At 55.7% G+C, this 20,475-nt stretch carries 21 protein-coding genes; 10 read left to right on the top strand and 11 right to left on the bottom strand.

What is annotated here, in order from left to right:
• The 4 genes from EKL30_RS05275 to EKL30_RS05260 form a co-directional block, all read right to left on the bottom strand.
• On the bottom strand, nucleotides 1-1,401 hold the full coding sequence (locus tag EKL30_RS05275; protein WP_370246234.1) for an MFS transporter: 1,401 nt from the start codon (nucleotides 1,399-1,401) through the stop codon (nucleotides 1-3).
• A complete protein-coding gene (glmU, locus tag EKL30_RS05270) occupies nucleotides 1,395-2,768 on the bottom strand; it encodes a bifunctional UDP-N-acetylglucosamine diphosphorylase/glucosamine-1-phosphate N-acetyltransferase GlmU (RefSeq protein WP_126706160.1) in 1,374 nt (457 codons plus the stop codon). The genes EKL30_RS05275 and glmU overlap by 7 nt, the downstream gene beginning before the upstream one ends.
• Nucleotides 2,769-2,796: 28 nt before the next feature.
• The gene (locus EKL30_RS05265) at nucleotides 2,797-3,591 is read right to left on the bottom strand and encodes a PhaM family polyhydroxyalkanoate granule multifunctional regulatory protein (protein ID WP_126706159.1); all 795 of its coding nucleotides are present in this window, start codon (nucleotides 3,589-3,591) and stop codon (nucleotides 2,797-2,799) included.
• A gap of 119 nt (nucleotides 3,592-3,710) precedes the next feature.
• The gene (locus EKL30_RS05260) at nucleotides 3,711-4,544 is read right to left on the bottom strand and encodes an NUDIX hydrolase family protein (RefSeq protein WP_126706158.1); all 834 of its coding nucleotides are present in this window, start codon (nucleotides 4,542-4,544) and stop codon (nucleotides 3,711-3,713) included.
• A 258-nt stretch (nucleotides 4,545-4,802) separates the two neighbouring features.
• On the opposite strand from EKL30_RS05260, the gene coxB reads away from it, so the two are divergent.
• The 4 genes from coxB to EKL30_RS05240 all read left to right on the top strand — a co-directional run bounded on the left by coxB (nucleotide 4,803) and on the right by EKL30_RS05240 (nucleotide 8,908).
• Entirely contained in the window at nucleotides 4,803-5,960 is a 1,158-nt protein-coding gene (gene coxB / locus EKL30_RS05255; RefSeq protein ID WP_126706157.1) for a cytochrome c oxidase subunit II, read from the top strand.
• Nucleotides 5,961-6,045: 85 nt separating this feature from the next.
• Nucleotides 6,046-7,644, top strand: coding sequence for a cytochrome c oxidase subunit I (ctaD, locus tag EKL30_RS05250; protein WP_126706156.1), 1,599 nt, complete (start codon nucleotides 6,046-6,048; stop codon nucleotides 7,642-7,644).
• Nucleotides 7,645-7,770: 126 nt separating this feature from the next.
• Complete coding sequence (locus EKL30_RS05245) at nucleotides 7,771-7,995, top strand: DUF2970 domain-containing protein (protein ID WP_126706155.1); 225 nt, start codon at nucleotides 7,771-7,773, stop codon at nucleotides 7,993-7,995.
• 37 nt (nucleotides 7,996-8,032) lie between these two features.
• On the top strand, nucleotides 8,033-8,908 hold the full coding sequence (locus EKL30_RS05240) for a cytochrome c oxidase subunit 3 (RefSeq protein ID WP_126706154.1): 876 nt from the start codon (nucleotides 8,033-8,035) through the stop codon (nucleotides 8,906-8,908).
• 111 nt (nucleotides 8,909-9,019) lie between these two features.
• Here EKL30_RS05240 and EKL30_RS05235 read toward each other — a convergent pair whose 3' ends face one another.
• Nucleotides 9,020-9,226, bottom strand: coding sequence for a twin transmembrane helix small protein (locus tag EKL30_RS05235; RefSeq protein ID WP_126706153.1), 207 nt, complete (start codon nucleotides 9,224-9,226; stop codon nucleotides 9,020-9,022).
• A gap of 34 nt (nucleotides 9,227-9,260) precedes the next feature.
• Between EKL30_RS05235 and EKL30_RS05230 the strand changes: the two genes are divergently transcribed.
• Genes EKL30_RS05230 through EKL30_RS05210 form a run of 5 tightly spaced genes read left to right on the top strand, consistent with a single transcriptional unit; the run spans nucleotide 9,261 to nucleotide 13,254 of the window.
• Nucleotides 9,261-10,070 (top strand): SURF1 family protein, encoded by an 810-nt coding sequence (locus EKL30_RS05230; protein WP_126706152.1) that lies wholly within the window; start codon nucleotides 9,261-9,263, stop codon nucleotides 10,068-10,070.
• Nucleotides 10,071-10,079: 9 nt separating this feature from the next.
• Nucleotides 10,080-10,724: a hypothetical protein gene (locus EKL30_RS05225; RefSeq protein WP_126706151.1), complete on the top strand. Its 645-nt coding sequence runs from the start codon at nucleotides 10,080-10,082 to the stop codon at nucleotides 10,722-10,724.
• 9 nt (nucleotides 10,725-10,733) lie between these two features.
• The gene (locus EKL30_RS05220; protein ID WP_126706532.1) at nucleotides 10,734-11,744 is read left to right on the top strand and encodes a heme A synthase; all 1,011 of its coding nucleotides are present in this window, start codon (nucleotides 10,734-10,736) and stop codon (nucleotides 11,742-11,744) included.
• Nucleotides 11,741-12,631, top strand: a complete 891-nt coding sequence (cyoE, locus tag EKL30_RS05215; protein WP_126706150.1) for a heme o synthase — start codon at nucleotides 11,741-11,743, stop codon at nucleotides 12,629-12,631. Before EKL30_RS05220 ends, cyoE begins: the two co-directional genes overlap by 4 nt.
• 20 nt (nucleotides 12,632-12,651) lie before the next feature.
• Nucleotides 12,652-13,254, top strand: coding sequence for an SCO family protein (locus tag EKL30_RS05210; RefSeq protein ID WP_126706149.1), 603 nt, complete (start codon nucleotides 12,652-12,654; stop codon nucleotides 13,252-13,254).
• Nucleotides 13,255-13,281: 27 nt separating this feature from the next.
• On the opposite strand, the gene EKL30_RS05205 is transcribed toward EKL30_RS05210, so the two are convergent.
• On the bottom strand, nucleotides 13,282-15,822 hold the full coding sequence (locus EKL30_RS05205; RefSeq protein ID WP_126706148.1) for a cation:proton antiporter: 2,541 nt from the start codon (nucleotides 15,820-15,822) through the stop codon (nucleotides 13,282-13,284).
• 364 nt (nucleotides 15,823-16,186) lie between these two features.
• A complete protein-coding gene (gene rpoH / locus EKL30_RS05200) occupies nucleotides 16,187-17,068 on the bottom strand; it encodes an RNA polymerase sigma factor RpoH (RefSeq protein WP_126706147.1) in 882 nt (293 codons plus the stop codon).
• Nucleotides 17,069-17,338: 270 nt separating this feature from the next.
• On the opposite strand from rpoH, the gene EKL30_RS05195 reads away from it, so the two are divergent.
• Nucleotides 17,339-18,487: an ABC transporter substrate-binding protein gene (locus EKL30_RS05195; protein WP_126706146.1), complete on the top strand. Its 1,149-nt coding sequence runs from the start codon at nucleotides 17,339-17,341 to the stop codon at nucleotides 18,485-18,487.
• 64 nt (nucleotides 18,488-18,551) lie between these two features.
• Here the strand turns inward: EKL30_RS05195 and EKL30_RS05190 are convergent, their stop codons facing one another.
• Genes EKL30_RS05190 through EKL30_RS05175 form a run of 4 tightly spaced genes read right to left on the bottom strand, consistent with a single transcriptional unit; the run spans nucleotide 18,552 to nucleotide 20,434 of the window.
• The gene (locus tag EKL30_RS05190) at nucleotides 18,552-19,484 is read right to left on the bottom strand and encodes an ornithine cyclodeaminase family protein (protein WP_126706145.1); all 933 of its coding nucleotides are present in this window, start codon (nucleotides 19,482-19,484) and stop codon (nucleotides 18,552-18,554) included.
• A gap of 20 nt (nucleotides 19,485-19,504) precedes the next feature.
• Nucleotides 19,505-19,783, bottom strand: coding sequence for a 2Fe-2S iron-sulfur cluster-binding protein (locus EKL30_RS05185; RefSeq protein ID WP_126706144.1), 279 nt, complete (start codon nucleotides 19,781-19,783; stop codon nucleotides 19,505-19,507).
• A 2-nt stretch (nucleotides 19,784-19,785) separates the two neighbouring features.
• Complete coding sequence (locus tag EKL30_RS05180; protein WP_126706143.1) at nucleotides 19,786-20,106, bottom strand: ferredoxin; 321 nt, start codon at nucleotides 20,104-20,106, stop codon at nucleotides 19,786-19,788.
• 19 nt (nucleotides 20,107-20,125) lie between these two features.
• A complete protein-coding gene (locus EKL30_RS05175) occupies nucleotides 20,126-20,434 on the bottom strand; it encodes a 2Fe-2S iron-sulfur cluster-binding protein (protein ID WP_126706142.1) in 309 nt (102 codons plus the stop codon).
• Nucleotides 20,435-20,475: the final 41 nt, after the last annotated feature.

Below are 20,475 nucleotides of genomic sequence, written 5' to 3'. Positions count from 1 at the left end.
TTAGAGCTCCAGGTCGACGGCCGGGTTAAGCTGGCGCGCGACATTAATCGCCACCGCAATCAAGGCACAGACAATGGCAACGCAGACGCCTAGCGTCGCGCCGTTACTGGCGCTGATATTGAACGCCACCGCGACTAATGCCGTACCAAAACTTTGTCCGAAAACGCGAGTCGTGGCTTGCATGCCGCCTGCGGCTCCACTGCGATGCCGCGGTGTTCCGGCCAATAAAGCCCGATTATTCGGAGTTTGGAAGAAACCAAACCCCACCCCGGCCAACAGCATGGCGGCCATCAGCCAAACGAAAGCGGCGTCAATTGGCAGCATAATCACCCAGAACATGCCTGCCGCAATACCGAATGCACCGAGTCCGCACAGCACGGCAATGGAATAGCGACTCGATAAATATCCAGCAACCGGCGCCATCACGGCAACACCGACCGACCACGCCCCAAGCAAGATGCCGACTTCGGCGTAAGAAAAATGCAGGACCTGTTTGAAATAAAAAGGTAACGATACAAACGCCGACATCTGCGCCGCAAATGAGAATCCGGACGCCGCCACCGCGTAAGCGATAGGGGTGATACGCAATAAATCGATGGGCACGATCGGCGCCACCTGACCACGCGATCGTCGCACCAATGCCCAACCGGCAAGCCCCGCCAATATCAGGCACAAGGCGGATAACACAGGATCTTTTACCAGGGCGTCGAGCCCTATGATCGACAGGCCGAATAGCGGTATGCTTAGTGCGCAAGCCAGCCAATCGAAGCGCGCGTTATTGCGCGGCACCTCGGGCAGGAAACGAATACAAAAATAGGTAGCAATGCCAATCGGAATATTGACAACGAATATCCATTGCCATGAAGCGACCTGCAGAATGAAAGCGCCCATCGTCGGGCCCACCACTGCCATGAGCCCTACCACCATGGCGTTCATGCTGATACCCATGCCAAGCTTGTTAAGCGGGTAAATGTTGCGAACCAGGCCGCCAAACAAACACATCAGCATCGCCGAACCCAGGCCTTGTGCCACGCGGGCCAGGGTCAAACTGACAAGAGAGTTGGACAGTACCGCCGCGACGGACGAGAGCAGGAACAGTGTCAGCCCCCACGCGAACATACGGCGGAAACCGATACGTTCGGCCACCGCAGACAAGGGCAATAAGGACACCACCACCGTAAGGTTGTAGGCGATAGACACCCAAACGACCGCGCCAGGGTCAATGGCCAGCTGTTGGGCAATTGCGGGCAAGGCGACATTGACCATGCTGGCATCCAGCACAGTAATGGTGATGGCCAGCATTACCCCCATAACTGCCCAATAACGTTGGGGAGCGTCCAGTCCGTCCGGCAGGTTGGCCGACTTATTACCCGTTGCGGTTTTTTTTGTCACGACTACGATTTTTTAATTGGGCGCAGCCAGCCCTCGATGGTTTTTTGGGAGGGACGGGAAATAGTTAGTTGTCCCGCGGGCGCATCTTTGGTCAAGGTAGTGCCCGCGCCAAGCGTCGCGCCCTGACCAACGCGCACCGGAGCGACCAACTGCGAGTCGGAACCGATGAAGGCATCATCTTCAATAATCGTCTGGAACTTATTCACGCCGTCGTAATTACACGTGATGGTGCCAGCGCCAATATTGACCCGCTCGCCTATTTGCGCATCACCTATATAAGCAAGGTGATTGGCCTTGGAGCCCTGCCCCAGACGGCTTTTCTTGATCTCGACAAAGTTGCCAACATGGGCCTGCGAACCGATATCGGCCCCTGGGCGTAAACGGGCATACGGCCCTATACGCGCCTGATCGGCAATCTTCGCTTCATGTATATGGCTAAACGCTTCAACCTGGGTTCCCGCGCCCATTACCGCGTCTTTGATGACGCAATGCGGCCCGATGCGCACACCGTCGGCGAGCTCGACCCGGCCTTCAAACACGCAGCCTACATCGATGAAGACGTCGCGTCCGCACACCAGCGAACCACGCAAATCAAAGCGGGCGGGGTCGACGATCGTTACGCCCGCTTCCAGCAGCCTGCGCGCCTGTTCGCCTTGCCAGTGGCGTTCCAGCTGGGCCTGTTGAATGCGGCTGTTGACGCCCAGCGTTTCCCATAAGGCCGATGGTTGCGCGGCGTGAACAGGTAAACCATCTTGCACAGACAAACTGACCACATCGGTCAGATAATATTCGCCTTGGGCATTGTTGTTATCGATGCGCGACAGCCAGTCTTTCAGATTGCCAGTGGGAGCCACCAGAATACCGGTGTTGACTTCAGCAATGGCATGTTCGTCCGGCGAAGCATCTTTGTGTTCGACGATGCGTATGACTTCGCCCTGCTGGTTGCGAACAATGCGGCCATAGCCGGTCGGGTCAGCCAGCGTCTCGGTGAGCACCGCCATGCCCTGCTCGCGCGCGTTCAGCAACCGCTGCAGTGTCTCGGTTTGAACCAGAGGCACATCGCCATACAACACCAGGGTGGCGTCTCCGCCGCTTGTGCCTGCGACCAGAAGCGGAGCCGCCATTTGCACCGCATGGGCAGTTCCTTGTTGGGGAACTTGTAGCGCGAAGTGGATATCGGCTTGATCGGCGAAGGCATCTTTGACGCGTTCCGCGCCATGGCCAACTACAACAATGATGCGGTCAGGATTTAGCCGCCGTGCGTTTTCAAGTACGTGTGCCAGCATTGGTTTGCCTGCTAGCGGATGCAACACTTTAGGCAGGTCGGACTGCATGCGTTTGCCCAGTCCGGCTGCCAGAATAACAATATTCAGCATGTATTATCTTGGGTTGGTGAGTAAAAATTCATGGTTTGCGCGATGCGGATGTGCGCTTTCGCGGCGCGGCTTTCTTTGCCGCATGCTTTGCAGCAGAAGGCGCTGATTCTGCCGTCTTTTTCGACGCTGCTTTAGGCGTAAATTTCCCTAGCGTGGAGTCGGCAGAGCTGCCTGTGGCCCCCTTTAGCGCGGCGGCCTTCGCGGCGTCCGCCCCTTGCAAACTGGCCGTGGTTGCCTGGGCGAGACTATCGAATTGCTTCTGCACCATATCCCACCAGCCCTGCGCGGCAGTAGCGGCGTTGGCGGCCATGGCTTCGCTGGCCGCCTTCGCCTGGCTGGCCAAGTCTTCCGCACTGGTGCCTTGTTGTGCCTTGTCTGTCTTGGCGCCTGCTTTCGACGTCGATGCGGCTTCTTGCTTGTTGTCCGTGGCTGGCTTGAAAGCCTGCATGCCGAGAACTGCTTCAAGCGGTGACAACCCCTTGGACTCTGATCCGGCCGAAGCCATCGAAGCGGCCGAGGTCACGAACGATTTCAGTGTGCTAATAGTAGAGCGCTGAACCTCAAGGCCTTGAATCGTGCCAGATAGCATGGACAGATTCATGCGCAACCAATTTTCCACGGCGCGCAAATCGTTGATGCGCCGTTCCAGGTCTTCGACCGACATGGGGGCAGCCATGGAGGTTTGATTGAATCCGCCCGAACTGGCCAGACCATCCCACGCCTTGCGCATCATTTCCATACTGGCGAGCAGCGGATTCTGAGCGATTTCGCCACTTTGACCAAAACCGGGCAAGACAAAGGGATTGTCGTTTTTAGTAACCATGGCGGCTCCTTGAGCTCAAAAGTGGAAGGCTCGGTGCTAGCATTGCCATTCACCGGCCGAAGTTAACGCTAGCTTAAACTGAAGTGGTGCCGCCGTCTAATATGGTCTATTGCCTACTATTACAGCAGCAACCCTTCGCGCATCCGTTTCTGCAGCCCCTCCAGAATGACGAGTTCGGCCTCACGCGTAAACTCGCTCGCTTCGACCATGGCCCAAAGCTCGCTGATATTCACCAGCTTGATTTCGCTGACTTCGCCGTCCAGGTTCTGCGGCTTTACCGACTGGGCCAGTACGCAATCGCTGACAAGTACATCTTCGACCTGATAGCCTTCGGGCAATCGCCGATGCATGCGTAGAATAATGCGCAAAGGTGACCGATATTCGAGGTCGTCGGGAAGAAGTCCGGCTTCCTCGTTGCTTTCCCGCAACAGGGAAGCATCCAGGTTTTCGCCCGCACCCGCCAGCCCTCCTACTAGCGTATCCCACATGCCCGGGTCGGTCGATTTGTTCAGTGCACGCCGCGCAATCCACAGCTGTCCGTCGGGCGACCATGCATTCAAATGCACCGCCTTGGTCAATAATCCTAAAGGTCGCACCGCTGCACGCTCGATCACCGCCAGGCGCTGCCCCTCGCCAATCACATCCAGCAGTTCATCACGCCAGCCGCGCAGACATCCCGTGTCTTTGAGTGAAATCGCCAATTGCGCTAATACGCTATTTAGTGACATACGCTGACGCGCCGCAGCCGTTATGTGGACCGCTTCAGGCTCTATACAGATGCCGGGCAAGCCTTCCAGATGTGCTGTTGCTTTTGCAGTAATCCAGCCCGCAACTTTTCCGGCCACGGTCAGGGGGCGTGACCCACCGGGAGGCAGTTGCTGAATTCTTTTTGCAAGTTGTTGATAACGTGCGCTTATGGCAGGCGCGAGGTCGGGGGGCTGTGAATCTTTCATGGAATAATTGTAGTGGAAGCCGGCCCGCCCATGCGTCAAAGCCCTACACCACTCTCATAAGAATGACGCCATATCAGCACATAGTAAGCTCTTGTCGCTATAATTCCGCGATCAAAGGTAATTCGAGCAGGCATTGCCCCAGCGTTCGGTATTTTAAGCCTGCCATTCAATAATTATGTGTTCATCCGGTGTTTTCCCGATCAGCTTGTTTGATCAAAGTCAACATTTGGTCGGAACACGTCGTATTTCGAGGTCAGTATGAAGAAGTTGAGAGGGTTACTGGGGACTGGCGCAACGCTAATGGCAGCAGCAGCTGGTGCGCAGGTCAAGGACATGCCGGGAGGCCCACGGGTCAATCAGCTGAACCTCCACGAGGGGGTGACACAGATTGCACAAGAGATCATGTGGATTCACTGGATGCTGCTGATCATCTGTGCTGTGATTTTTGTGGGCGTATTTGGAGTAATGTTTTACTCCATTTTTATGCACCGCAAGTCGCGCGGTGCGGTACCGGCCAAATTCCATGAACACGTGGGTATCGAAGTCGCCTGGACTGTAATCCCTTTCATTATCGTCATCGCCATGGCGCTTCCGGCCACGCGTACTGTCGTGGCCATGAAAGACACCAGCAGCTCCGACCTTACTATCAAGGTAACCGGCTACCAATGGAAATGGGGTTACGAATACATCGATGGCCCCGCCCAGGGCGTCAAGTTCCTGTCGAATTTGTCTACGCCTCGCGAACAGATCGTCGGGACCGCGCCTCGCACCGATCTCTACTTGATGGAAGTCGATAAGCACGTGGTCGTTCCCGTTAACAAGAAAGTACGCATCGTGCTTACGGCCAACGACGTTATCCACTCATGGATGATTCCTGAATTCGGCGTCAAGCAAGACGCGATGCCAGGTTTCTTGCGCGACACTTGGTTCCGTGCCGAAAAAATTGGCACGTACCGCGGTCAGTGCGCGGAACTTTGCGGCAAGGATCACGCTTTCATGCCTATCGTCGTTGATGTCGTATCCCAGGCCGACTACGAAAAGTGGGCCGCGAACGAACAGAAGGCCTTGGCTTCTGCTGCCGACGACCCCAACAAAAAGTGGACCAAAGATGAACTCGTAGCCCGCGGCGAACAGGTTTACACTGCAAACTGTGTTGCCTGTCACCAGGCAAATGGCAAGGGCATTCCCGGTACCTTCCCCCCAATGGACACCAGCCCGGCGGTACTAGGGCCAATGAAGGTTCAGATCCTTACGGTGCTCAATGGTCATCCGGGCACCGCCATGGCAGCCTTCCGTGATCAGTTGAACGATGTCCAAATCGCGGCCGTTGCTACCTATACACGCAATGCCTGGAGCAATGCTGGCAAAGGTACCGATCCGGTTGTTCAACCTGCCGACGTCAAGGCCTTGCGCTAAACCACTGGCACATTTAATTTAAATTTGAATGTTTTTTCACCGGACGGCGGTTTCACCGCCCCGGTTGAGTAGGAAGGAGTCCACAATGAGCAGCGTTACTGCCGACCACGTCCCAGCCAGTCACGGGCACGACGATCACGACCACCGGCCACACGGCTGGCGGCGCTGGCTGTTTGCCACCAACCACAAAGATATCGGTACGATGTACCTGCTATTTTCGTTTTGCATGCTGCTAGAAGGCGGTGTGCTGGCGTTATTGGTGCGTACAGAACTTTTCTCGCCTGGCCTGCAGTTTTTCCAGCCTGAATTGTTCAATCAGTTCACCACCATGCACGGCCTGATCATGATTTTCGGCGCCATCATGCCTGCGTTTGTTGGCTTCGCCAACTGGATGATCCCGCTGCAAATCGGCGCATCCGATATGGCTTTCGCCCGCATGAATAACTTCAGCTTCTGGTTGTTGCCGATTGGCGCCATCCTGATGACAAGTTCATTCTTTGTACCGGGCGGCGCCAATGCTGCCGGATGGACCATGTATGCGCCGTTGTCGCTGCAAATGGGCCCGGGCATGGACTTCACGATTTTTGCTGTACACATTCTGGGCGCATCGTCCATTATGGGCGCCATCAATATCGTGGTCACCATCCTGAACATGCGCGCTCCAGGCATGACCTTGATGAAGATGCCTTTGTTCTGCTGGACATGGCTAATCACCGCCTACCTGCTTATCGCCGTCATGCCTGTGCTGGCCGCTGCGGTAACCATGTTGCTGACTGACCGCCACTTCGGCACCAGCTTCTTCAATGCCGCCGCCGGGGGCGACCCGGTCTTGTATCAGCACGTATTCTGGTTCTTCGGCCACCCCGAGGTCTACATCATGATTCTGCCGGCGTTTGGTATCGTGTCGGCCGTGGTTCCTGCTTTCGCCCGTAAACAGTTGTTCGGCTACGCCTCGATGGTGTATGCCACTGCCGCCATTGCCATCCTCTCCTTCCTGGTATGGGCGCACCACATGTTTGCCACCGGTATGCCGGTTACGGGTCAGCTGTACTTTATGTACGCCACCATGCTCATTTCGATTCCAACCGGCGTGAAGGTTTTCAACTGGGTTGCCACCATGTGGCGCGGTTCCATGACCTTCGAAACGCCCATGCTGTTTGCGATCGGGTTCATCTTCGTGTTCACGATCGGCGGCTTCACGGGCCTTATTCTGGCTGTGGCGCCTATCGACATTGCTGTGCATGACACTTACTATGTTATTGCTCACTTCCACTACGTGATGGTGGCGGGTTCCTTGTTCGGCATGTTTGCAGGCGCCTACTACTGGATGCCCAAATGGACAGGCCGCATGTACAACGAAAAACTCGGCAAGCTGCACTTCTGGTCCAGCATGATCTCGTTCAACGTTACGTTTTTCCCGATGCACTTCCTTGGACTGGCCGGAATGCCACGTCGCTATGCTGACTATGCGGCGCAGTTCACCGACTTCAACCAAATCGCCACCATAGGTGCCTTCTGGTTCGGTCTGTCACAACTGATATTCCTGTTCCTCATCCTTAAGTCCTATGCCGGTCATGGTGAGCCAGCTCCGGCCAAGCCGTGGGAAGGCGCAACGGGTCTGGAATGGACTGTGCCCTCACCTGCACCCTTCCACACCTTTGTCGTCCCACCAGTCGTTAAATAAGGCAGAGCCCATGACACCCGAACAACGCCGGAAGAACCGCTACACCACCATCGCGCTGATCATCATCGTGGTAGCCATCATGGTGTGGACCTTCTGGCGTGGCGGGTCGCTGGGAAGCTAGGCTTTATGACCAAAGACATCCAAGAGCTTTCGCGACGGAAACTGAATTTCTTCCAAACACTCAAGGCGGTTGCCTGGGGGTTTTTCGGAGTCCGCAAGGGTAAGGGATACAACGAAGATATTTCGAAGCTCAATCCCGTGCACCTTATATTGGCCGGCATACTGGCTGCTATCGTGTTCGTTGTAGGCTTGGTAATGGTTGCCCGCTGGCTTATTTCCTACTTGACCTAATAATGTTTAATTCAATAATTCGCATCAGGAGAACACCATGAGTGCAAGTGACTTGGCTCACGGCAAAGAGGCACCCTATTACTACGTGCCCGCCAATTCAGTCCATCCGGTTCGCGCAAGTTTTTCCTTGCTGCTGACCCTTTTGGGCGCAGCCCTATGGATCAACAGCTACGAAGCGGGCTTCTGGCTATTCATCGTGGGCATTCTTGGCCTGTTCGTCGTGCTTTACGGCTGGTTCGGTGACGCCATCCGTGAATCGGAAAGCGGCATGAATAACGAGCGTGTCGACCACTCTTACCGCTGGAGCATGGCCTGGTTCATTTTCTCGGAAGTCATGTTCTTTGCGGCGTTCTTCGGCGCGCTTTGGTACACCCGCGAAGTCACCACGCCATGGTTAAGTAACCTGGATCACCAGACCCTGTTGTGGCCCAACTTTTCCGGTACCTGGCCTAACCTGGGCCCAGCTGGAGTTGTCCCTGAATTTAAAACCGTAGGCCCCTTCTGGTTACCAACAATCAACACAGCCTTACTGCTCTCGTCGGGCCTGACGCTTACCATTGCCCACCATGCATTGCGCGCAAGCCATCGCGGCAAGACGATTTTCTGGCTGGCTCTTACAGTTATTCTGGGCTTTACCTTCGTAGCCTGCCAAGCTTACGAATACCACCATGCCTACAATGATCTGAACCTGCGTTTTGACTCGGGTGCATACGGTTCGTTGTTCTATATGCTTACCGGCTTTCACGGCTTCCACGTGATTCTCGGCGCAACCTTCCTGACCGTTATTCTGTTCCGCCTGATCAAGGGGCACTTTACTGCCACGCATCACTTTGGCTTTGAAGGCGCCGCATGGTACTGGCACTTTGTGGACGTCGTCTGGCTGGGACTGTACATGTTCGTGTACTGGTTCTAAGCCTGTAAGGCATTCAGGGAAAAGGCTGGCCTTGCCGGCCTTTTTTCTGCAACACGCCAAGGCAGGCTACTCCAGCAGCGCCGTAGCCACCGCGTGATTCGCTGCTTGCCCTTAATGTGCGGCAATGCCCGTGCTTTGTATCCAGCCCATATAGTGGGCAAACAACACGAACAGAAACAAGGCTATTGACAGGCCGATGCGCACTGTCAATGCGTTCACAGTACGATTGGTCCCGCCTTTGTCGCGCATAAGATAGAAAAGGGCAGAGGCAAGACTTCCGACTATACCCAGGAAAGCCAGGATTACTACAAAACGCATTTTGGGCTCCGGTGAAACTGGAATTATTGCAGACATGGCACGCTCTCACACACCTCATCGCACACTTTTGGCCCTGATTTTACTGGGCTTGATGGAGATCGCGTTCCTGTCGCTGGGCAATTGGCAGCTTGATCGCGCCGCGCAGCGCGAATCGATCAAAGCGGCCATCGACACAGGGCGCAGCACCCCGCCATTGCGACTGCAGTCCGACACTGCGGCTAAACACCTTGTGCCATGGCGACCCGCCATTGCACATGGCGTCTGGCTGCATAAATTCACTGTACTCCTGGAAAACCGAAACTACCAAGGGCGCCCAGGATACTGGGTCGCCACGCCACTGCTTATCGATCAGGGCGCCAATACCGCGGTCCTGGTACTGCGCGGATGGTTACCCCGGCCCATGCGGCCCAACGAAGCCTTGGCCGATGTCCCCGCACCGGCCGGGGAACAAACTATTAATGGCGAACTGCTGGAACGCGTGCCGCGGCTATTTGAGCTTTGGTCCTGGTCGGACAAAGGCGCGACGGAATTGCCCGCTACCTTGCCGGATCCGGCCAAACCATTGCCCAAGCTGCAGAACCTGGACCTGTCCGATTACGGCCGCGCAACAGGTCTAACCTTAGTGCCGGCTGTCCTGGCAGAACAGGCGGTCGGCGCCGGCCCGTCTGGCGCCACGTCGAAGCCCGGCCAGTTGCTCCAGGAATGGCCGGAGCCATCGCTGGACGCCGATAAGAATCGCGGCTACGCGCTTCAGTGGTTCGGCTTCGCCACCATCGCTGCGGGCGCGTGGCTAGTTATTGCATGGCGCGCCTTGCGCCGAAAGAATCAGTCCAAGACCTTGTAAGGAAATATTGTGGTCAGCCCTACCCCTGTTACGCCGAAAAAACCTTCCCCGTCGCGATCCAGAACTCCCCTGTTCCTGATTCTGGCGGTGTGTCTCGCACCGCTGATCTTTGCTTTGCTGGCCTATTATGTCCCCGCACTAGGCTTGCGTCCGCAAGAAGCCACGAACTATGGCACCCTGATACAACCTCAACGGGCCATGCCCGACACGGCTGCCCTGCCTTTGGCGACACTGGACGGCAAGCCTTTTGACCTGAACAGCCTGCATGGCAAGTGGCTGCTGGTTAGTGCCGATGAAGCAGCATGCCCTGAATCCTGCGTAAAGAAATTATTCATCCTGCGTAATTCACACGCAAGCCAAGGAAAGAATGTCGAGCGCCTGGCACGGGTCTGGTTCGTCACCGACAATGGCGAAGTTCCACCCGTCATCCTCGACGCCTATCAGGGCACCCATATACTGCGTGCTAATCCCGAACAGCTTGCGGCCTACCTTGCACCCAATGCCACCGCGGCAGAGCGCGAAGCCGCCTTGAAGGCCCCTATGTGGATCATCGATCCCTTAGGCAACCTGATGATGGAATTCCCCGCCGATGCCGACCCCATATCGGTCCGTAATGACATCAGTAAGCTGATACGCAACTCGAGAATTGGTTAGTCAACAATGTTGGAACGCATCACCTCGCGGTACCGGAAACTGGTCTTTGCCACCTGGTTTCTGACGTTGGATCTGATCATGTTCGGCGCATTTGTGCGCTTGACCGATTCCGGGCTTGGATGTCCGGATTGGCCCGGCTGCTACGGAAAAATTACTCCAATAGGGGCAAGCGGGCATATCGAACAGGCCTTGCAGGCGATGCCCTACGGCGCCGTCAGTTTCTCCAAAGCCTGGATCGAAATGATTCACCGATACGTGGGCTCGATACTTGGCATGATGATCATCGGCATTGTCTATCTGGCATGGCGTTATCGCCGCCAGCTCGGCAACACGCCGCGCCTGGCCATCGTGACACTGATCGCCGTTTGCATTCAGGGCGCTTTCGGAGCCTGGACTGTCACGCACCAGCTCATGCCTATCGTGGTAACCAGCCACTTGCTGGGGGGCATGATATTGCTGGCATTGATGACATGGCTTGCCGCAAGGGAAAAATCCCACGAACCGTTACGTCCGCAAGCCAGACGCTGGCGTCCTTGGATGGCCGCAGGGGTGGTGTTGTTATTTATGCAGATAGCGTTGGGCGGCTGGGTCAGTACCAATTATGCCGCGCTTGCCTGCATGGACTTCCCAACCTGCCACGGCGAATGGATTCCCCCCATGGACTTCGAAAACGGATACTCGCTCATCCGTGGACTTGGCATCCTGGCTTCAGGCGAAATGATCTCGCAATACGCCTTGACGGCCATACACTGGGTGCACAGGAACTTCGCTTTTGTGGTGTTTGCGTATCTGGGTATACTGGGCTGGAAAATGCTGGCGGAGCCCGGTCTACGCGGTCCCGCCCAACTGGTATTAGGCTTGTTGGTCGCCCAATTGCTAACCGGCCTGACCACCATATTCTTCCAATGGCCCCTACTAATTGCCGTGCTGCATAACGGCGGCGCCGCCGGCCTGGTTCTGGCCAGTGTCACTCTTCTGGTGCGCCTATCGCGCGACTATAGGTCTAAAATACTGGCATGACTACTGTTCCCGTTCCAACGCAGACGATCTTCCGACAGTACCTGGTTTTAACCAAACCTCGTGTCACTCAACTGGCGGTGTTTTGCGCTGTCATCGGCATGTTTCTGGCGAGCCCAGGCGTACCGGATCCGACGAAGGTGGTTGCAGGCACTGTCGGTATATGGTTGCTGGCAGCGGCGGCCTTCGCCGTAAACTGCCTGATCGAACAGGAAATCGATGCGCGCATGCTGCGCACCGCAAGGCGCGGCACGGCGCGCGGCACCATCAGCAATCTGCAGGTCATCGTATTGTCTGGGCTGCTGGGCGGCCTGGGCATGGCGGTTTTGTACACCTTCGTCAATCCCCTGACCATGTGGCTGACCTTTGCCACGTTTGTGGGCTACGCCATCGTGTACACCATTATCCTGAAGCCTCGCACCCCGCAAAATATCGTTATTGGCGGTCTGTCGGGCGCCATGCCGCCTGCCTTGGGCTGGGCAGCCATCGCCAATTCAGTTCCCGCCGAAGCTTGGGTGCTCGTGCTTATCATCTTCATCTGGACGCCGCCTCATTTTTGGGCGCTCGCCTTGTATCGCAATAACGATTATGCCAAGTCAGGCCTGCCTATGCTGCCTGTTACCCATGGCCAATCGTTCACGCGTCTGCATATACTGTTGTATAGCTTTGTACTGTTTGCCGCGACGCTGTTGCCGTTCGTTGTACGCATGAGCGGCATGCTCTATCTGGCCTGTGCGGTGGTGCTTAGCGGCATATTCATATCGTATGCCTGGCGCCTGTACAAAGAATATTCTGACGAGCTTTCACGCAAGCTGTTTCGCTTTTCGATCTTGTATTTGGCCTTGCTTTTTGCAGCGCTGCTACTTGATCATTGGGTCGCATTACTCTGATCCACCACTCAGGATTTTTCATGTCGGTTTTTTCAAGCAAACGTCGTGTTCTCCTGGCCGCCTCGACCGCGGCCGTCGTGTCTTCATTCCTGGCAGGCTGCAAGGAAAAAGCCTTGGCCTTCCGGGGCTCCGATATCAACGGCACACGCCTCGGAAAAGATCTCGAACTGCAGGATGGCAGCGGAAAAGTACGCGGGCTTGCCGACTACAAAGGCAAGGTCGCCCTGGTATTTTTTGGTTATACCCAATGTCCCGACGTCTGCCCCACAGCCATGGCAGAATTGTCGCAAACGATGGAGTTGCTGGGTCCCGATGCCGCCAAAGTGCAGGTAATCATGATCAGTGTCGATCCCGCCCGCGACACTCCTGAAGTTCTGTCGGCCTATGTGCAGGCGTTTAACCCCAGCTTCGTGGGCCTGACCGGTACCCCCGAACAGTTAAACAAAACCGCCAAATCGTTTAAGGCGTACTACGCCAAATCGTCAGGTGGCACCGCCGAGCAATACGGCATGGATCACGCTTCGTCATTTTACGTTCTTGATCAAGACGGCGAAGCACGCGTCCTGATCGCCGGAAATGCCAAAGCCGCTGACATCGCCGCCGATATCCGGCTTTTGCTGTAAACGGCGCTTACGCTGGAACCGCTGGCCTCAAGAGGGCTTGGGCCTAAGGTCAGGCAATGCTTCATGCTGGCGCTCGCCTGACTGAAATTCGCGCCATACTTCCAGCGCGCGCAGACGCTGCTTGATGATCAAGTCGATTTTTGCGCGCAACACGGGGTCGCGTTCGCGCAAATCGTTGAAGTCGCTCTCCAACAACATCAGCAAACGGCTATAGCCCAGCGACGTCACCTTGGCTTCGAATTCGGTTCCAGTGCTTAACGCCATTTCGCCAAATATTTCGCCCGTACCCAGCTCCACGGTGGTGTTGTCCGGCAGATGTATCGTCACCGCGCCTGACGCCACGAAATACATCACGCGGCTTCTGCCTAATTGCATATTGATTTCATGGTCAGGGACAGCCAGGCGCGGTTTCAATACCTTGCTGATAGATTGCAGGGTCTCAGCTGACGCGCCTTCGAACATTGGCACACGCTTGATTAATTCGTCGGCGCTGATAGCAATATCGAGGGCCGGAGGTTTCTCAATATGGCTCCAACGTTGTTCAATCTGCTTTACCAGGTCGGAATACATCTCGCCCGTGATCAGAAATTGCGACAACATATCCCGGTAACGCGATCGCTCCAAAGCACGTGCCATGCGCCCGAGATAGGCTTCCTGGAGCCAGTGAGCAAATTTGGGATACTGCAAATTCATCGCCTGCAGGGCAGACTCCAGCAGCACCAGGCGATGGAGATGCGCTTCGATAATGCTTGCGGTGGCCTCGGACCCCAGCAATGGCTGTATTTCTTTTTCTGCAAACCGGATCAAATGCTCAATGACCGATCGCTTGCTCATCAAGTTCGTGAACCGTTTGGCCAACTCTCTTGCAAGCCAACCCTGGACACCGAACAGATAGTGCAGCCGCAACGACATCCGAAAGGCAGGCGAATAGCGTAAATCGGCCGCGATGGCCGCTTCGAAACCAGCCAGCCCACCTGATCGTACGGCATCGCCCATGCGTTCGGCGCGGGCCAGTAGCGACTCGGCGGTGCGCCAGTCCACCAGTTGAGCTTTCAGGGTATCGAAAAACATTTCCTCTTCGCGGGCTGCGACCATGGCCAAGCCCACATATACCTTTTGATCGTGGGACAAACGGTTGACCTCGCCGACGTCCACGCTGGCCTGACTTGCATCGAAGACGGCATGCACCCGCTTGCGGACATCTTCGCCAATATGTTCATTCCGGGCGATGTCATCCGTCTTGTCGCGCAGGTCCTCGAGCGCGACCACCAAGGCTTGATTGCGCAAGGTTCTGTCAAAAGAGGAAAGCTCGTTCAGTCGCAGACGGCCTATGAGTGGCCGCAAACTAATGCCATTGACGAACAACGTCATCAAGACAAAGCCGGTCGTGACAACGGCCACGAACTGCCGCGCCTCGTAGGGCACGTTGTCCTGTTCAGTCACGGCCAGCGCCAAGGCCAGCGACACGGCGCCGCGCAGGCCACCCCACCACATTACGACGCGGTAAGCTCGACTGACCTTGGTGCCGAAACGGGTCAGGCCCAAGACGGGCACGACACCAAACACCATCACGGCGCGCGCCGCCAGCGTTACGATAAAGACAAGCAAAATCAGCAACACCTCCGTCGACGTAATTTCAGCCATCATGCGCGGAATCAACATGGCGGCGAACACAAAAATAAGGGAGTTTGCCCAGAAGCCAAATTGCGCCCAGGATGCGGACAGTTGCTCGAAAGTCGTCGGCGACATTCGTGTGCGGCCGGTGGAGCCTACCACCAGCCCGGCGATGACCGTTGCCACCACGCCCGAAACGCCCAGATAATGCTCGGATATATAGAAGGCCAGATAGGCCAGCGCCACCGTCAGGGTGATTTCCGCCGTCGGCCAGCCACGCAGCCAGATGAACAGGCTGCTGGCAACACGCGCCATGAGAAAACCCACTGCCGCACCGCCCACAAAACTGGCCACAAAGCTGGAAAAGACCCGACCCGCCGAGAGTTCGACGCCGCCATACAGAGCGGTAAGCAGCACAGAATACAGAGCGATCGAGGCAGCATCATTAAATAGCGACTCACCTTCGACCAGAGTCGTCAGCCGCTTAGGTGCTCCGACCTCGCGGAATACGCCCACTACAGCAATAGGGTCCGTTGTGGCCACAATCGCGCCCAGCAGCAGGCAGACCACAAGTCCGTAGCCTGACGCGGCATCCAAAGAAAACCCGACCGCCAGCGTGCAAACGACTACCGCGACAATAGCCATCATCAGGATAGGCCCGATGTCGTCGAGCAAGCGCCGCACGTTGAGGGCTAACGCCGTCTCGAACAATAGAACGGGAAGAAAGACGAAAAGAAACGTTTCGGAAGAGACTTCAAAATGCTGCAGCGAGTCCAGAAAATCGGACATGACCAAAGGAGCCCAGCTATGGACATGTATCACCAGGCCAAGAGCAAAGCCGACGATGGCGAGCAATATTGAGTAAGGCAGCCGGAGGCGTCCGGCAAGTGCCGGCATGAAAGACAGCAGGGCCAGCAAGCCGGCCAAGCCAAACACGACATGCCCTATTTGCATGTTACTTCCCTTGCGACACCACACTCCGCCCTGCAAGGATATCGCTTTTTCGCCCGATTTTTTTAATCCCGTCGGGATTTTTTTTGTTCTTGGGAAAGGAATAGTGGGACGCAGCCATGATACTGTGCGCTGCGGTCAAAGGTTTAAAGCGCGTCGCGGACGAAAAAATGGGACACCTGAAGAGGTGTCCCATAAACATCCGCTTCAAAAGGGAGGGGAAGAGGAGAAGCCGAAGCGGACGATAGACGGACGGCTCGCGCATCGCAGTGCAAACCTATTGCCTATTTTGGTTAGTACGTAGTGCCGATGATAAGTTCGCGAGATGCGAAATAAACCGTGTAAAAGTTTATGTCGATATCGGCGACTAAGCCAAGGCAGTCCGCAATTTCTTGAATGCCGCCGATTCAATCTGACGAATGCGCTCGGCCGACACGCCAAACTCGGCCGCCAGCTCGTGCAAGGTTGCACCACCATCGTCTTGCAGCCAACGCGCCTGTACTATGCGCCGTGAGCGCGGGTCAAGGCTGTCGACAGCATCGGTCAACCCGGCCCCCTGTAAGGAGTCGAGAGCACGACGCTCAAGAATACGCGACGGTTCTTGCTGCCCTTCGTCAGACAAATAAGCGATAGGCGCATAGTGGTCGTCGTCATCGCCGGGCGACTCGAGCGCCATTTCCCGGCCCGACATGCGAACTTCCATTTCGCTGACGTCTTCCGGGCGAACGTTGAGTTCGCGGGCAATGGTGTTGACCTGTTCGGGATCAAGGGTCTGGCCATCGGGACGCATACGGCGCAGATTGAAGAACAGTTTGCGCTGCGCCTTGGTGGTGGCCACTTTCACCATGCGCCAGTTGCGCACAATGTACTCGTGTATTTCGGCCTTGATCCAGTGAACGGCGAAGGACACCAAGCGCACCCCGCGTTCCGGGTCGAAGCGCTTGACGGCTTTCATGAGCCCCACATTACCTTCCTGGATAAGGTCTGCATGAGCCAGGCCGTAACCGAGATACTGTCGGGCGATCGAGACGACAAGCCGCAAATGCGACGTAATTAACTGCCGGGCTGCATCGAGATCGGATTCATCGCGCAAACGTTTGCCCAAAGCCAGCTCTTGCTCATGCGTGAGCATAGGCAGACGATTGACGGCACTAATATAGGCCTCGATCGTGCCCAAAGCACCAGGATTGGAAATAGCCATCGCCAACTGTTGGTTGGACAAGGCTAAGGAATGCGTACTATGAGTCATCGGATGAACAGTCCTCGCTTAAAACGATATAGTCTTATATTAGCACTCTGGTTAGCAGAGTGCTAATGCCGGAAGCGAAATTTCGAGAATTCGCAATATAGAGGCAAAAAGGGCTTAAAAGTTCAACGTTTTACGGCTTTCTTACTGTTTTAGAAACCAAAAACGCGAGTAGCATACCGCGTAAGTCGCCGTAGCCGTCTAGAATACGGTAACAAAATTCAAACATTCACAGCATACTTCTTTTTAGATTTTCTACCACCGGAGAACCCCATGCCGTTTAGAACGATAGCCGTCGCCGCAATGCTGCTTGGCGCCATTGGTGCCACCCCCGTATTGGCCCAAGTCAAAGTAGGCGTTGTGACATCAGCTACCGGCCCCACGGCCATGGTCGGCATCCCGCAGAAGAATACGGTACCTTTGCTGCCAAAAAAAATAGGCGATTTGACGGTAGAGTACATTTCGCTGGATGACACCAGCGATCCGACGCAGTCGGTCACGATCTTCAAAAAGCTTATCACTGAAGAAAAGGTCGATGCGATTATTGGCCCTACTGGGTCGCCCAACGCCATGGCGGTAATCCAGTTCGTCGCCGAATCGGGTACCCCCATGCTGTCGCCGGTCGGCACTGCCTCGGTTATTCTGCCCATGACACCCGAGAAAAAATGGGTGTTCAAAACCACACAGAACGACGACCTTATCGCCAAGGCCATTGTCGGACATATGGCGGGAACCGGGGTCAAGACCGCAGGATTCATCGGCTTTAACGATGCTTATGGCGAGAACTGGCTGAAGGTCTTCAGTAGCCTGGCGGCAGCAAACAATATCAAGCTCGTATCGGTCGAACGGTATCAGCGGTCGGACAGCTCGGTTACCGGTCAGGCACTAAAAGTACTGGCCTCAAAGCCAGACGCGGTCCTGATTGCCGGCACCGGCACAGCCGCCGTACTGCCCCAGGCGACGCTTGCCAAGCAAGGCTATAAAGGCCAGTTCTACCAGACTCACGGCGCCGCTTTACCCGCTTTCTTGAAACTGGGCGGTAAAGACGTGGAAGGCACTATCTTGGCGGCCGGGTTGATGCTGGTGCTGCCAGAAATCGCCGACAGCAATCCCTCGAAGAAGATAGCGCAAGATTACATTACCCGCTACACCGCAATGCATGGCACCCCGCCTGCTACCTTCGGGGCTAATGTACTTGATGCAGGCCTGTTGCTCGAGCAAGCCGTTCCTGCGGCAGCCAAACACGCCAAGCCCGGCACACCGGAATTCCGCAGCGCCTTGCGCGATGCCCTGGAAAAAACACATGAGTTAGTGGGCACTCAGGGCGTATACAACATGAGCCCCGAAGACCATAGTGGCTTCGATGACCGAGGTCGTGAATTGATTACTGTCAAAGACGGTCAGTGGCGCTTGCTGAAGTAACTTCTGGTCGCCGACGTACCTTTATCGGAGCACGGCGCCACGGCGCCTGTTCCGGTCTGCAGTGCTATGGCAATGCCAGGCCCTGAAGGTTTGCCACCTGCCGATACGCATGGCCGGCCAACGCAATATCCTCCAGGCCGACCCCTACCGACTTGTAGATGAAGACGTCGTCTTCCGATTGGCGGCATAGGTGTGCGCCCGCCAACACGTGCGCAAGTTCCACCACCTTTTCACCGACTGCTGCTTCAGGGCACGCGAGGATTAAATCGCCCGCCTCTACCAGAGACTGTTGCCGCCATTCGATAACGATGGCTTTCGCCTTGGCCATGGTGACATCGTCGAGCTCGCGAGTGGTGGGCAAGCTGGACCCAATCGCTGCCACAAACACGCCCGGGCGCAATAGCTCGCCAGAAAACAGCGGCGTAGTCGAGCGCGACGCCGTCACCAAAATATCGGCACTGGCTGCCGTTTCATCGGCCGCAGCCATCCGAACTTTTGTCCCGGATGCGGATGTCAGCCGATGGCCTGTATCGGGCGCTGCGTACGGGTCGCAAACAAGAATCTCCTCAAGGCCGAATTCGCGGGTCAGTTGAACGGCATGTTCGGTCCCCTGGACACCGGCGCCAAACAATCCCATGGTTTTTGCCGAGCGACGTGCCAGTTTTTTCGCGAGTAACACGGTGCATGCCGCAGTTCGTATACGGGTCAAGGCACCCGCGTCAAACGTGGCCAAGGGTCGCCCATCTTGCGCTGAGAACAGCAAGATCACGAAGGAGAACTGACCCTTTATCGTGGTATAGATCTTTGCTCCGGCAACACCCTGATCTGGAATGACTGCGCCTAAGGTAGAAAGCTTGACGCCGTCGGCCTCGGTTCGAATGCGTTGCTGCATCGAGGCGCCGCCGTCGGCGTAACTTAAAAAGGCGGCATGCAATACTTTTTGCGCATCGCTTGCTGTCACGACGGCGTTCACCATCTCGTCAGAGATATGCAACATAAAGGAACTTCCTTGTGGTTCTACCAAGCGACCTTGATGTTTCCCATAACAAACGTTTGGCACGCCATGCGATACCCTTTTTCAAAGTCTTCGGGCTTCAAGTGCTTCCGCTCTTTCGGTTTGATCTTGTCCGTGTTTTCGATGCCTTCTACGATGTGGCACTTGCAGGTACCGCAAAGGCCGCCCCCGCACTTGAATGGGATGCCGCCTCGTTCCTTGATCGACACACGAAGCAAATTACTGTTCTCGGGCGCCGCGGCGACCAAGCCGCCATTGTTAATGAAGGTGATTTCAACCATGATTAGATTTTTCCTGTAGCGCGATCATTATCGCAGCGCACCATCGTCGCCTCCTGGCCGCCGAACTGTGCCAGATGGTTCAGTTCAACGCGTGCCTGTTCAATCGTTTCGAATTTCTCGAGAAACTTGGAAGGCACGTTATTGACGACATGGGGCGGGTCGTCTTCGGTAATACGAATCCGGATATCGCTGTCTAATTTGACGAGCTGGTAGATAGCCTTGATTTTTCCGCAATATCGATACTCGTACGATTCGATCACCCTTGCCTCGGGGCCGACCTCGCTACGATACTTACCGGGTTTGCTGACTAGAATCACATACATAAGCTGGCCTCTTTGCTCTTTATTTAGCCGCCGGCGCAATATCCTGCGTCAACTCAATGTCATGGCTCAGCCATAGCTGACAAACCAGCCGATATCCCTGCTCGATACGTTCGCCCAGTTGTTTCTTTTCTTTCCAGTTAGCCGGAGGCAAGTGCTCAGCACCCGAAATAACCCGGCACGCACAGGTAGCGCATTTGCCCATTCCGCACTGATACTTCAGATTGGGATAGGGAAATTGTTTGATGCCAGCGCGCACGACCAGATTGGTGTTGTCGTTGACAACCTCGGTATACGTCTGTCCGGCTTTGTGGAAAACGACGGTAGGCATTCTGTAAACTCACGGCGGAATTCTAGAGATAAGAGCGCAAA

This window comes from Candidimonas sp. SYP-B2681 (assembly GCF_003971065.1).
Lineage (GTDB): Bacteria > Pseudomonadota > Gammaproteobacteria > Burkholderiales > Burkholderiaceae_B > Pollutimonas.
This window is presented reverse-complemented; position numbering and strand designations above follow the sequence as displayed.

Bases quoted from the DNA above. Each gene is read 5' to 3' on its own strand.
- ctaD (WP_126706156.1), top strand. From the start codon at position 6,046: ATGAGCAGCGTTACTGCCGACCACGTCCCAGCCAGTCACGGGCACGAC.
- rpoH (WP_126706147.1), bottom strand. From the start codon at position 17,068: ATGACTCATAGTACGCATTCCTTAGCCTTGTCCAACCAACAGTTGGCG.
- EKL30_RS05180 (WP_126706143.1), bottom strand. From the start codon at position 20,106: ATGTATGTGATTCTAGTCAGCAAACCCGGTAAGTATCGTAGCGAGGTC.
- EKL30_RS05230 (WP_126706152.1), top strand. From the start codon at position 9,261: ATGGCACGCTCTCACACACCTCATCGCACACTTTTGGCCCTGATTTTA.
- EKL30_RS05210 (WP_126706149.1), top strand. From the start codon at position 12,652: ATGTCGGTTTTTTCAAGCAAACGTCGTGTTCTCCTGGCCGCCTCGACC.
- cyoE (WP_126706150.1), top strand. From the start codon at position 11,741: ATGACTACTGTTCCCGTTCCAACGCAGACGATCTTCCGACAGTACCTG.
- EKL30_RS05205 (WP_126706148.1), bottom strand. From the start codon at position 15,822: ATGCAAATAGGGCATGTCGTGTTTGGCTTGGCCGGCTTGCTGGCCCTG.
- EKL30_RS05235 (WP_126706153.1), bottom strand. From the start codon at position 9,226: ATGCGTTTTGTAGTAATCCTGGCTTTCCTGGGTATAGTCGGAAGTCTT.
- EKL30_RS05175 (WP_126706142.1), bottom strand. From the start codon at position 20,434: ATGCCTACCGTCGTTTTCCACAAAGCCGGACAGACGTATACCGAGGTT.
- EKL30_RS05240 (WP_126706154.1), top strand. From the start codon at position 8,033: ATGAGTGCAAGTGACTTGGCTCACGGCAAAGAGGCACCCTATTACTAC.
- glmU (WP_126706160.1), bottom strand. From the start codon at position 2,768: ATGCTGAATATTGTTATTCTGGCAGCCGGACTGGGCAAACGCATGCAG.
- EKL30_RS05260 (WP_126706158.1), bottom strand. From the start codon at position 4,544: ATGAAAGATTCACAGCCCCCCGACCTCGCGCCTGCCATAAGCGCACGT.
- EKL30_RS05190 (WP_126706145.1), bottom strand. From the start codon at position 19,484: ATGTTGCATATCTCTGACGAGATGGTGAACGCCGTCGTGACAGCAAGC.
- EKL30_RS05195 (WP_126706146.1), top strand. From the start codon at position 17,339: ATGCCGTTTAGAACGATAGCCGTCGCCGCAATGCTGCTTGGCGCCATT.
- EKL30_RS05245 (WP_126706155.1), top strand. From the start codon at position 7,771: ATGACCAAAGACATCCAAGAGCTTTCGCGACGGAAACTGAATTTCTTC.
- EKL30_RS05185 (WP_126706144.1), bottom strand. From the start codon at position 19,783: ATGGTTGAAATCACCTTCATTAACAATGGCGGCTTGGTCGCCGCGGCG.
- coxB (WP_126706157.1), top strand. From the start codon at position 4,803: ATGAAGAAGTTGAGAGGGTTACTGGGGACTGGCGCAACGCTAATGGCA.
- EKL30_RS05265 (WP_126706159.1), bottom strand. From the start codon at position 3,591: ATGGTTACTAAAAACGACAATCCCTTTGTCTTGCCCGGTTTTGGTCAA.